We start from the raw sequence: 12,880 nt of genomic DNA, 5'->3' as shown, positions 1-12,880 counted from the left end.
CGCAGAACCTTTAACGCTTGAAAGACATGTCCTGAAGAACCGCAAAAGGTGAATCCGCCATTCTGGCCTTTTCTGCTTCTACCTGTTTCTTCCGGGCTTCTTTTTTCTTCGGGTCCTGTTTCTTCGGTCCGCGCAGACTAAAGGCCGTCACTCCACCCTTTAGTCTGTTTGGATGGAACCGCAAGGATTTGAGAACAAAAGCAATCTGTTGATCATCTAAACCGGAAACTTTTCTCATTTCATCATTAATGACGAAAGATCCCGCAGGAAGCTTCAGATCGTCTTCAGCTTTTTTATCCTCTTGGACTTCACCTACGACACTATCCACGGCTTTCACTTCAGGCTCAGAAACAATACCATCCGCCCCCTCCACATCGCCAACAGATGTAGCTACAGCCGTATCATCAACAACGGGCGCCTCTACAGCAGGAGTTGCAATCTCAACAACTTTCGCTTTAGCATCAGCGTCTTTTTTGTCCGATTTCTTTTCTCCGTCATCCTTGCTCAAACGAAGAAGCTTATAAGCTTCGTGCGATATCCGCTCAAGAATGTCAGCCCGGAGAACAAGCTCGCGCCCTTTACGGTTTGAAAGGTGGCGATAGCCAACAGATGCACAGAAAATATCTTTCTGCGCGTCGGACGGCGTAAAATATTTGCTCTCAAAATCAGGAAGCTCAGGCACAGAAACTTCGTTCCATGCCGCCCACAACAAAGCACGAATCCGGCTTGGTCTTGGGCGATTCAAATTCGGCAGAAATACGCTTTCACGACCAAGGCGTAAGCCAAGATCAGCCAAAGCTTTTCGATCAGCTTTGCTCAGACCATTTATCTGGTCCCGCAACAGGTAACGTGGAACCAGCCCCAAGCCCTCAATGACCTGAAAGGCAATACCGCGAGCCGTACCATCGAGCTTGGCATCAGACAGATAGAACAAAGGCTTGAGCTGTGCCCGTAGATGGCGTTCCAACCACCCCACAAGACGAAGCCTGATTTTCTCACGCATTGGACTATCAATAAACTCAGTCGAATAGACATCAACAGCAGGACTGAGTGAGCTCTCTCCTTTGATCAGTTTACCAACCGGAATACCACGCCAGGTCAACTCGCCAGTGTCATTCAACAGGAATGATCCGTCGTTATCTTCTTCCAGCACAGACACCCGCGCAGGCATTTCGCTCAACAGCGTTTTGCGTGCAGCTGTCAGGCCCGGTTTGATATCCGATCCCTGAAGGCTTTCATCCAGAACAAAAGAGAACCCAACGATACGCCCAAGGAGTTCTCCTTCGACAATAACGTCACCATTTGCTTTAACCGCCGACACTATATTTTCTCCCGCCTGGAGGCTTCGTACCAATTTTGCTGCTCGTCTATCGACAAACCTTTGAGTTAGACGCTCGTGAAGCGCGTCCGATAACCGATCTTCTATCGCACGACTGACGCCTTGCCAATGCTCATTATCTCTTATCCAGTCTGATCGATGACTAATATACGTCCAGGTCCTGATATGAGAAATGCGCGCGACCAAAGTATCAATGTCGCCGTCGATGCGATCAATCCGCTTGATTTGAGTTGCAATCCAATCTTCCGGAAGCACCCCATGGTTGCCTATCAAATAATGATATATCTGAGAAAGCAACCGAATATGTTGGTCTGTCAGAATTTTTCTAAAATCGGGAACCTGACAAACTTCCCACAGCAACTTGACTTTCGCGGAGTTTGTCGCACTGTCCTGAACTGTACTTTCCTGTGCCAATGCCATCAATGCCTGATGGTCTTCGGCATCTCGTACCCGCGATAGAATTTTGTCTTCAGCACGCCGTTCCAAAGACTTTATCAATTGTTCCGGCGACCTATAATCCAGATCATTATTCCGCCAATAGATAACACGCAAAGGGTCGTAGTCGTGATTTTCAACACGGGCGATCAAATCTTCGTCCAAAGGTCCAACATTGTTTGTCGTCCCAAAGGTTCCATCACGGGTATGACGCCCTGCGCGTCCGGCGATCTGCCCGATTTCCGATGCATAGAGATATCGGGAAATCCGCCCATCAAACTTTTCCATCCGGGAAAACGCGACATGGTTCACATCCAGATTCAACCCCATACCGATTGCGTCAGTTGCCACCAGATAGTCAACATCACCGTTTTCAAACAGTTCGACCTGTGCATTTCTTGTACGCGGGCTCAACGCCCCAAGAACCACAGCCGTTCCCCCACGATGCTGTCGGATTGTTTCAGCAAGCTGATAAACATCTGTGGCCGAAAAAGCGACCACTGCGGATCGAGGAGGCAGACGGATGATTTTCTTATTGCCGGAAAAGCTCAGGTTTGAAAAACGGGGCCGTTCAATAAACTCGATATCTCTGACAAGCTTCTTGAGGATCGGTGCAATGGTATTCGAGCCCATAAACATGGTCTCGGCCGTACCACGCGCATTTAGAAGCCTGTCAGTAAAGATATGCCCCCGCTCTTCGTCTGCTGCCAACTGTATTTCATCCACAGCAAGAAATTCGACCAGTTTGTCCACGGGCATGGATTCAACTGTGCAAAAGAAATAGCGGGCGCCTTTGGGCAGAATCTTTTCTTCACCAGTTACCAAGGCACACTTGGCAGCGCCCTTTATGGCAACGGCTTTGTCATAGTTCTCACGGGCCAATAACCGCAGGGGAAAACCAATCATGCCAGAGCTATAAGCGAGCATGCGTTCCATCGCCAGATAGGTTTTACCCGTATTTGTCGGTCCAAGAACTGCTGTAATTTTAGCCGATGCGAGAAAACTCATCTATCCCTCCTGCACAGAGGAGGCCGTGATAACCGAACACGTAAATATCCAAATCAAAAAACTTAAATTATATAGTGAGTTTATACATAGAAAATCGCGTGAAGAAAATGCAATTCAGTTAAGGTACATTTTAAATCACAGCTATTTATCAGGTAACCAGCTTTAATCATGCCTATGGGAAACAGGCATTCCGACAACTTAGTACCCTAAACAGGGCGAGGTTCTGTAGGTACATGTAATACACGCCAATAGTTTTCGAACATGTGAACAACATCAATGAAGTTGACACCCGCCTCTTCTTTGACAAAGTAACCTGCCACTTTCTTATGATAGCTTTCGACGATATCCTGATCTGACTTTGACGTCGTCAGAACAAAAACAATTGTATCGTGAAGTTCTGAATCTTCGCGTAACTTCGTCAAGAATTCCAGGCCATTCATCCTCGGCATCTGGAGATCTAGCAATATCATAAAAGGATAGGTTATTGCGCCATTCTTTAATAATTCTAACGCTTCAATCCCGTCGTGCGCCCTGACGATTGAGTTTCCGATCCGCTGTTTTAGAAAGCTACGCTCAATAGAGGCCGCATCAATGTCATCATCTTCGACCAATAGCAAAGTGACTTCTCTTGTATCTGCTTTCATGCACGAGGCTCCAACTATTCAGAGTTTATGGGTGTCCCAAACATCACGTTTATCAACATAGCATCTTATTCAAAAGGCCAGAAGATAATACAGCAGGTTCCGCGCTCCCGCCCCTTTTCAAGTTCAAATGTGCCTTTGTGATGTTCCACAATCTTTTTAACCATGGCAAGCCCCATCCCGCTGCCTTCGACCTTGTCACGCGGCTGTAGCGTCTGAAACATCTGCAATGCTTTATCGTGAAGATCATCCGGTATCCCGGGGCCATCGTCCTCAATACGAAACGAATGTCCATCAGACTGTTCCGTGTAGGTAACCTTAATAACACCGCTATCCTGGTCATGATGTTTGATCGTATTGGATATCAAGTTCCGCAACACAATATCCAGTGGCATGCGTGGAATATCTATACTCACATCCGGTGCTTCACAGATGAAATTCTGATCAGTGCCATGCAAAAACATGATATCCGTGGCCATTTTTTGTAATGAAACCGGCTCATTGGAATATTCAAAACGCCCCACCCGGGAATATTCCAGTAAATCCTTTAACAGTGTCATCATTCGCTGACATCTATTCTTGACCATATCAATGTGTTCTCGGGATTTCTCGGGCAAGATATCGTCACAATCTTCTTCAATCCAGCTGATAACCTGATTGATTGAATTCAACGGTGCTTTCAAGTCATGAGACGCGACATAAGCAAATTGTTCGAGGTCATGATTTGTCTTCATCAAGCGTTCGGATTTTTCCTTGAGAGCCAGCGTCATCTCGTCGGCATAATCCAAAGCACTTCTATTTGCTCTGGTTAGCAAAATAAACACTCCTAAAAGCAGAGCATTCATCATAAGACCACCAATCAAAATCCAGAAGGGTTGTTCGATAGATGAGTTATTACGAAAGCCTTGGCTAGTTTCGATATCAAAATGCCAAATTCGTCCGTACATTTCGACATCAACAACCTTTGTAAATAGCGGACTCATGTCGCGAATATTAAGAACACCGATTTCTTGATCATTATCATCATACAATACAGCATCTTTATCACTGATTCTGACACGTACCTGACGCTTTTCGCTCGCCAAAGTCCCCAACATAAGCTTGCTCATGATAAAGGGGGCGTAGGTAACACCAATGATATTGGCCTGCCGCGCATCGACTGTTTCCGGTTTTTTCCCATCACGATAAAAGGGAGTATAAAACAGGAAACCAGGTGTCTTTTTGGCATCCTGAACCAAAACAATCGGCCCGGTCATCTGTGCCCCACCGGTGTCTCTAGCTTTCTTGACCGCCGTGTAGCGATTTTCTTCAAAAGCCATATCAAGACCAACAGCTTTTGCATTTGGGCCGGCAGGTTCAATATAGGTTATGGGCCAGTATTCAGCTTTATCGTGCTCAGGATGTATTCTATAGTTCGGACGCGAGGCTCTTTCTCGTGCAAGATATGATTCTAGCTGATCCGGCGCGATATTGTAGATAACGCCAATTCCATTTATGCCGGGGTAAACCTGATCAATACGGAGGCTATTGGCATAAGCCAACCACTGTTCGTAATTGGTCTCCCCCCCATTTGCATCAATAAAAGCAACACCACTAGAAAGTGCATTTTCATAAAGATGCATTCTTTCTTCGACCAACCCGATCACCTGATCAACCTGACGATCAAATTTTTCCTGATTTTTTTGCACAACCTGATTCTTTGAAAAGTACCAGATACCAAGTGTCAAAAGAACAGACAAAAGCACAACAACCCAATGAACCCATCGTAGAGATCCTCTACGAACCAACTGTCCTCTTCTCTCCATCTCGATAGAGTCAGTTTGATCGACGTCGGCCATTATTTTTTCCCGGAAAATTCAACAGATAGAAATTTAAGTGGAGAGAATTATGTGACTGCTTAAATACGCAGCCACATTTGTGAGAGAAGAGCTTCAAAATCGTCAACCGGCATCGGTTTGGCAAAATAAAACCCCTGAATGCGGTCAAAAGCCAGTTTTTGGCACCATTCTTTCTGGGCTTCGGTTTCCACACCTTCAACAACGGTCAAAATACCCAGCGTTTTGGAAAAGGCATTTATTGCTTCCAAAAACAGGATATCCTGCGGATTATCTTCGATAGATTTGACAAAGGATCTGTCGATTTTCAAAATTTGGAATGGATATTTCTGTAATTGTGAAAGTGACGAATGTCCGGTTCCAAAATCATCCAATGCCAAGGGAATCCCCAGGTCAGATAAATCAAGCAAGACCTGTGCACTGGCATCTGTTCCCTTGATCAGCGTACTTTCCGTGACCTCAAACTCCAGTTGCCCGGGCCTAACATCATGTGTTTCCAGAATATTCCTGACAGTATCGACAAAACCATGCAGGCTGAGCTGTAAAGGGGACAGGTTTACTGCGATAGAAAAGTCCGCATCCAGTAAGTTGTATTTTTTGTTCCATTGCCCGAGTTGAGTACAGGCATTTTCAAGAACATGTTCACCAATTTTATCAATAAGACCAATTTCTTCCGCAATCGGAATGAATTCAAAGGGACCGATCAATCCTTTGCTTGGATGTTGCCAGCGGACCAACGCTTCTGCCGCGACAATTTTTTCACTGATACAGTCATATTGAGGCTGATAATAGACAACAAATTCATTATGCGTAACAGCACGATGGAGCTCGCGTTCAAGTCCCACTTTTCTATGGATCGCATCATGTATTTTCTTTGAATAGAAATGGGTTTGATTTTTACCCATTTCCTTCGAACGATACATTGCAACATCCGCACATTTAAAGAGCTGCGCTGCATCCGTGGCACAATCAGGGTAATTGGCTACCCCTATGCTTGTCGTAATAATCAACTCTGCATCATCAATAATAAACGGCTTGGTAAGTGCCGCTAAAATACGTCTTGTCAGATGCTCTAACAATAGAGGATTGTCGATATTATGAACCACGATTGCAAATTCATCACCACCAATTCGACATAGAATATCGCCTTCGCGGACAAGGTTTGTCAGGCGTTTGGCAGCCTCAACAAGCAACTTGTCCCCAATGGAATGCCCCAGAGTATCATTTACATTCTTAAAGTTATCCAGATCCAACATCAGAAGGGCCAGCCCACGACAGTGCCGCTTTGCATAAGGGATCGCCGCATCCAGACTGGTTTCGAAAACATAACGATTTGAGAGCCCCGTCAGCGGATCTTTTTCTGCCAAAAACTGTAACTCTTTCCGGCTTTCCCGCAGTTCTTGCTCTATTTTATAACGTTCTTTCGCATGCAAAATGGCTCGGATTAAGCGGGCCGCGGTCACTTCGTTTTTTAGAATAAAGTCTTGGGCACCAGCTTCTATACACCTAATGGCGAGCTCTTCATCTTCCATATTACTAAGCATAACCACAGCGATATTTGCCTGATTGGACTTGTTTAATGATTGCAGAAGATCAAGCCCCGTCATGGTCGGTAATTTGTAATCGAGAAGAATAATATCAAAGGTTTTATCTTTGTGATATTTTAAACCTTCTTCAGCAGAGGCCGCCTCTGTAATATTCAGGGGATACCCTGACCTGTCGAGAGCTCTGATCGAATTCTCACGGTCAATATTGTCGTCATCTATAAGAAGTAAGTCCAAGGCCCTGTAATCCTTATGCTATCTTCGCAAGCAAGTTTCAAAGGCAAGGTATTTTAATCAAATATCTCACATATCTTCTAATTAACACTAAACCAAAGGTATTAAAAAAAGTTAACACACAGCCTATAAGAGTAATGTTTTTTGATTTTTTTTGATTTTTTTTGATTCCAGTCACATCTCAAAACTGAAAATCTCCAAAAAAGGAATATATTCTTGAATTTATTGTTCCTCTTGACCTTATAGCTGCTGTAAGGATTAGGATTTCACTAAATATCCGATTCACCACACCTGATTGGCTAACTGATGCATGTTTATCTTTCGAGTACGATCAAACTTATATTTGCCCTATCTTTAATTGGGCTTTTTATCGGGCTCTTTTCTGATACAAGTATGGCACACACAAAAGTTGCACGTACAATCCCCGCCAACGAGGCCGTGCTCAAAGAATCACCGTCAGAAATAAAACTTATCTTCCCTGAAGTTCTCAAAATTACAGCTTTGAAGTTACTGGACACCCAGGGGAACGAGCTCACTCTCGAACACGATAAAAGCCTCAAACCCATCAAGGAGAAGATTGCATTCCCCCCATCTTTAGACGCTGGAACCTATCGTGTTATCTGGCGGGGAATTTCTGCGGATGGACACCCGATTAAGGGACAGATTATTTTTACTGTTTCCCCTTAAGTCTGCCAGGCTCACATGATAGAAAATACGGAATATTTACTCGCATTTCTAAAAACAACCATCTATGGCTGTAGTCTCTTTTCCGGCGGCACGTTACTTTTTCTATATATATTTCAACAAGAAACCAGAAACATTCGATCAGAGCTTTATTCCTTTATTACCAGATCAGGCCTACTTGGAATCACGCTCATCATCATCAACTTGGGAACACAGGTAATCTGGCTTTCTGCGGGAGATCTAAGTGCATTTTATGATCTAGATATGATCGCTCTGGTGTTGTCTTCTTCGACAGGATACACACAATTATTTCTTGGCCTAGGGTTAATTGGCATCCTATCGACATCGAAAATAAACCATCCCATCTATGGCCTTTTGGTCTTATTGCTAATCCCCATCACTTATGCTTTGTCAGGGCATACCGGGTTCTATTCGCCAACGTGGCTGTTGAAAGTTTTTATTATTGTGCATCTGTCTATCGCCTGCTTCTGGGTCGGCAGTTTCATTCCCCTACTCACGCTTATTAATCAGAAAAAACAAACTGCATCAGATGCCCTGGAACGATTTGGAAACATTGCTGTCTTTTTAATCCCTCTTCTGCTTGCTACAGGAATAGGGATGGCCTGGCTCATCACCGGCGGCATAAATGGCCTGACAACTGATTATGGATTGATGCTTTTAGCAAAAGCGGTTTTTGTTGCCCTACTGTTATGCTTTGCGGCCTTAAACAAATTAAGGCTGGTCCCGCAATTCAAAAGAGGTCAGGCACCAGCAGCCGAAAAACTCAACCGGTCAATAAGAACTGAAATAGCCCTCGTGTTGATTATACTGACCTTCACAGCGATCATCACAACGATAATTCCACCAGAAGATCTAGGTCACCGCCTTGACTAACCCCTATCTGAACTAATCTGTATTTAAAGTATGCGTCAACAGGGTATTTTATTGTAGCGCAGAGGGAACTGGCCCGTCCTTTTCAGGGTCCCACCCGGACGACCAGATTTCATAAGGCACTATATGCGGCTTCACACCGCTCTTCTCAAACCAGGAATCAATCGCGAAACTTTTCCCGGTAGAAACATCAACAACAGCCGCGGATGTATGAGGCCAGCCGCCAATAAAAAAACCACGCGTAACTTGAGACCTTAGCCTGTGATGTTGTATGAGCCCTAATTCCTTTAGAAAAATCAACGTTGTCGTTGTATTTACAGACTCATCCTCACAGTCCAATTGCCCCGGTTGGCCATAGCCTGTAAACGTGCCTCCAATATCATTTTCAGTACCGGCTTTTGGCGCATTCATTTGCTCCATATAGGCAACCGCATTTGCCATGGCTGCCCGTTCTTGCTGCGGCGTTTGCACCACCCCAAAAGCTTTGATCAGCCCCTGTTTATCAATATCACTCATGGTAAAGCTTAGTTGCCGCGCACATCCATACCCATGACAGTACTGATATTGAGCCAATGTTGGAACAGCAACACCCTTGCGTTCAAAAACCATGTTTGGTGAAGAATTCGGCCCTGCAGCACAACCACCAAGCACAAGAAAAACAGTCAACAATACTGATTTCGGAAACCGATTAAACATGAGGATCAAACCTTTTGTCGGAGCACACGGGGGCACACGAACCACACAATCACGTTAAATTATCTGTACGTTTTTACAGGATCATAAAATTCCTGCAACTGCTTTGAGTAAACAAGTATCGTGCCCTAAAACGAGATAACTTGAAAAACTGGTCTTATTAAGCCATATGTCTTTTGCTCTTGTTACAAGTAACCAAGAGATTAGCAATATTACTTCGACTAGTTAAAAGGTGGATTATACAATCATGTCTGAGGAACAACTTTCCTTCCAGGCCGAGGTTTCTCGCCTCTTGGACATTGTGGCCCATTCGCTTTATTCCAATAAAGAAATATTCCTGCGCGAACTCATTTCCAATGCGTCTGATGCATGCGATAAACTTCGGTACTTGGCAGTAACTGATGGCGACCTGATGAAAGACGATCCCGATTTCAGGATCGACTTGGAAATAGATTCAAATGCCAACACGCTCACCATCAGCGATAACGGCATTGGCATGAACCGCCAGGAGCTTATTGATAACCTCGGCACCATCGCACGTTCCGGCACCAGCGCCTTTATGGAACAAATGGAAAGCAGCAAGGACGGCAGTAATCTGATCGGCCAGTTCGGTGTTGGTTTCTATTCCAGTTATATGGTAGCCGACAAAGTCAGCGTTACCAGCCGTCGTGCAGGTGAAGATCAGGGCTGGCAGTGGGATTCAGACGGCAAAGGTAAATTCACTATTGCCGAAGTTGAAAAACCCGTGCGTGGAACATCCATCACGCTACATCTAAAAGAAGAGCAAAAAGAATTTAGTGAAGAGCTACGTCTTCGCACCATCATCAAAACCTATTCAGATCACATTCCAATTCCAATCCGTCTCAAAAAAGCGTCCCCGGAAAACGAACTGGCAGAAAACGAAGATGGCAGCATTGAGAATGATAGCGAATGGGAAACTCTGAACTCTGCGTCTGCAATCTGGACACGGAGCAAATCCGATGTAACAGACGAACAGTACAAAGAGTTTTATCATCACGTTGCCCATGCCTATGACGACCCGTGGTTACGCGAACACTTCCGTGTAGAAGGTGTACTGGAATATTCTGGTCTTCTTTACATTCCGGGCAGCAAACCCTTTGATCTCTTCCACCCAGATCGCAAACACGGCGTAAAGCTTTATGTCCGCCGCGTCTTTATCACGGATGATTGCCAAGAGCTTATCCCCGCCTACATGCGCTTCCTGAAAGGCGTGATTGATTCAGAAGACCTGCCGCTCAACATTAGTCGTGAGATGCTACAGGACAACCCAATGCTGCGTAAGATTCGCGGCGGCATTGTAAAACGTGTCCTTGGTATCCTCGATAAAAAAGCCGAGAACGAGCAAGAAGAATATCTGAAATTCTGGGAAAACTTTGGCTCTGTCCTCAAAGAAGGACTCTACGAAGATCTGCCACAGAAAGATGCGCTCTTAAAGCTCTGTCGTTTCAAATCCATCAAAACAGATAGCTGGATTAGCCTCGCAGATTACCTCGAGAACATGAAAGAGGGTCAAGAGCATATCTACTATATCTCTGGTGAAGATGAGCAGGCACTTCGTCGCAGCCCACAGATTGAAGGCTTCAAAGCCAAAGATGTGGATGTGCTTGTTCTTCATGACCCTGTCGATGAATTCTGGGTAACATCCATTAACGAGTACGAAGGCAAAGGCTTTAAATCTGTTACTCGTGGTGGTGCCGATTTGAACAAGATCGACAGTGCTGATGATAAAGATGACTCTTCAAAAGATAAAGAAGAAGACAAAGCAGAACTCGGTGCTCTGCTCGGCTATATGAAACTAACCCTGGAAGGGGAAGTAAAAGATATCCGCAGCTCAGAGCGACTGACTGACTCTGCTGTCTGTCTTGTCGCAGATGAAGGGGATATGGATATCCATCTGGAACGCATTCTGCGGAGCCACAAGCAAGTCGATGAAGCCAGTAAACGGGTCCTTGAAATCAATCCGAAACATGATTTGGTCAAACGTCTTTCTACCCTGATCAAAGAAGACGGCGCAGCCAAAGAGCTTGAAGACATTGCCTGGCTCTTGCTGGATCAGGCGAGAATTCTCGAAGGACAAATTCCATCCGATGCCGCGACATTTGCACAACGCATGTCCCGTGTTATGGGCAAGGGTCTTTCATAAGATTCAAGCTCTATCCGAGATAGTATCAAAAGGCGGTTGAGATTACTCAACCGCCTTTTTCATTCGCAAGGTAAAGGTAGCCAACCTAGCCTGAACAGAAATTAACCTGGGTTGCTCTCATGTAAAACAGCCCCAAGAATTGCACCGCCGATACCATCTTGTAACAACAGGGCATAACCATCTTTTGGTGACAATCCAAGTGAGGCAAAATTAAACGAAACCGAGGCATCTGTACCATTCCATTCAGCGGCACGTTCAAATCCACGAACAACGTGCTTGTTGACCATAAACAGCCCTTTGTTCTCGCCACGTTGAATTTCTGTCTCATGCTGCTCGTCAAAAACGGCCACCCACAAGGTAGCTGATCCTTCCAGCGGAAGCTCTTTGCCAAAACTCACTGTTGGTTCAGACAAAGTGTTACCTGCAATAGATAGAGATACAGCTTTGCCCGCTTTTGCAGCTTCTTCTATTCCGAGTAAAACATCGCCCCGTCGCGACCCCACCAGCTCCCTACGACCATCAATAACCAACTGTGGTGTATAAACATACCGTAATGACAAGCTTGAACCATAATCACGCTGTCGCTGGGTTGCTTCCGGGCTTGAGAAAGGATCTTTCCATCCAATGTAGTCCCAGTAATCAACATGGTACGATAGTGCAATAATTCCCGGCTGATCAGCAAGCTCGCTTAAAAGCGCATCAGCTGGTGGGCATGAGCTACAGCCCTGTGACGTAAAAAGTTCAATAACCACAGGTGCTGTTTCGGAAAGTCCCGCAACATTGGCGGCCTGAGCTACCAACTGTCCCTGAGCAAGCCGTTTTTCCACAGCCTGAACAACTTCGGCTGATGGCCCGCTTATGGCCATATATGCCCAAGCTGAAGAGAGGCCAAGTGCAACAAAAGCAAGTTTCACTAACGGGCGTTTGAATAGAGTCTTTAAATATTTCATATTCAAAGCCTATGCCTCTTTCAGCAAGAGCTCCAGTCACGTCAACTTCAAGTTTGCGCGAGCAAGAGAGACCCCGTGATCAAGCTTTCATATCTTTAGAGCTCGTCCCGGATAACTGTGACAGCCTAAGAACCCCATCGCCCATGCACTTCCGTAATCTCTTTCCCCAGGCAATGGCTTCTTCTTCACTTTGTGTTTCAATAACAGTAAAGCCAGGGATTAGCTCTTTTCCTTCAATAAAAGGCCCATCAGAAATAGAAAATTCTCCCTCCGCCAACTCGACCTGAATAACCTCTTGCGACAACTTTCCCGTTGAAACAATGATCCCAGATTCAAAAGACTCTTCCATGAACCGTCCCATTTCTGCCATACCTTCCGGGGTCGGCGGGTTCATTCTCTTTCCTTCTGTCATCGTGAAATACACAAAGAATTGCATCAGTTTATTCCTTTTAATCGTTCAAT

10 protein-coding genes are annotated in these 12,880 nt (G+C 45.2%); 3 read left to right on the top strand and 7 right to left on the bottom strand.

Features of this window, described 5'->3' with window-relative positions; translation table 11 throughout:
• Positions 1–10 precede the first annotated feature (10 nt).
• The 4 genes from BKB51_RS17185 to BKB51_RS17170 all read right to left on the bottom strand — a co-directional run bounded on the left by BKB51_RS17185 (position 11) and on the right by BKB51_RS17170 (position 7,039).
• The gene (locus tag BKB51_RS17185) at positions 11–2,782 is read right to left on the bottom strand and encodes a helicase-related protein (protein ID WP_085902355.1); all 2,772 of its coding nucleotides are present in this window, start codon (positions 2,780–2,782) and stop codon (positions 11–13) included.
• 206 nt (positions 2,783–2,988) lie between these two features.
• Positions 2,989–3,426, bottom strand: a complete 438-nt coding sequence (locus BKB51_RS17180) for a response regulator (protein ID WP_085902354.1) — start codon at positions 3,424–3,426, stop codon at positions 2,989–2,991.
• A gap of 65 nt (positions 3,427–3,491) precedes the next feature.
• Positions 3,492–5,261 (bottom strand): CHASE domain-containing sensor histidine kinase, encoded by a 1,770-nt coding sequence (locus BKB51_RS17175; RefSeq protein ID WP_085902353.1) that lies wholly within the window; start codon positions 5,259–5,261, stop codon positions 3,492–3,494.
• A 59-nt stretch (positions 5,262–5,320) separates the two neighbouring features.
• Positions 5,321–7,039, bottom strand: coding sequence for a GGDEF domain-containing response regulator (locus tag BKB51_RS17170; RefSeq protein WP_085902352.1), 1,719 nt, complete (start codon positions 7,037–7,039; stop codon positions 5,321–5,323).
• A gap of 390 nt (positions 7,040–7,429) precedes the next feature.
• On the opposite strand from BKB51_RS17170, the gene BKB51_RS17165 reads away from it, so the two are divergent.
• A complete protein-coding gene (locus BKB51_RS17165) occupies positions 7,430–7,723 on the top strand; it encodes a copper resistance CopC family protein (protein ID WP_158090267.1) in 294 nt (97 codons plus the stop codon).
• Positions 7,724–7,738: 15 nt separating this feature from the next.
• On the top strand, positions 7,739–8,614 hold the full coding sequence (locus BKB51_RS17160; protein ID WP_085902350.1) for a copper resistance D family protein: 876 nt from the start codon (positions 7,739–7,741) through the stop codon (positions 8,612–8,614).
• A gap of 48 nt (positions 8,615–8,662) precedes the next feature.
• On the opposite strand, the gene BKB51_RS17155 is transcribed toward BKB51_RS17160, so the two are convergent.
• Complete coding sequence (locus tag BKB51_RS17155) at positions 8,663–9,307, bottom strand: hypothetical protein (RefSeq protein ID WP_085902349.1); 645 nt, start codon at positions 9,305–9,307, stop codon at positions 8,663–8,665.
• Positions 9,308–9,551: 244 nt separating this feature from the next.
• Between BKB51_RS17155 and htpG the strand changes: the two genes are divergently transcribed.
• The gene (htpG, locus tag BKB51_RS17150; RefSeq protein WP_085902348.1) at positions 9,552–11,468 is read left to right on the top strand and encodes a molecular chaperone HtpG; all 1,917 of its coding nucleotides are present in this window, start codon (positions 9,552–9,554) and stop codon (positions 11,466–11,468) included.
• A gap of 101 nt (positions 11,469–11,569) precedes the next feature.
• On the opposite strand, the gene BKB51_RS17145 is transcribed toward htpG, so the two are convergent.
• Both BKB51_RS17145 and BKB51_RS17140 read right to left on the bottom strand, forming a co-directional pair.
• Entirely contained in the window at positions 11,570–12,418 is an 849-nt protein-coding gene (locus tag BKB51_RS17145) for a DUF1223 domain-containing protein (protein WP_085902347.1), read from the bottom strand.
• Between the two features lie 79 nt (positions 12,419–12,497).
• Entirely contained in the window at positions 12,498–12,830 is a 333-nt protein-coding gene (locus BKB51_RS17140; protein ID WP_338066548.1) for a YciI family protein, read from the bottom strand.
• Positions 12,831–12,880 lie beyond the last annotated feature (50 nt).

The organism is Kiloniella majae, from assembly GCF_002118315.1.
Lineage (GTDB): Bacteria > Pseudomonadota > Alphaproteobacteria > Kiloniellales > Kiloniellaceae > Kiloniella > Kiloniella majae.
This window is presented reverse-complemented; position numbering and strand designations above follow the sequence as displayed.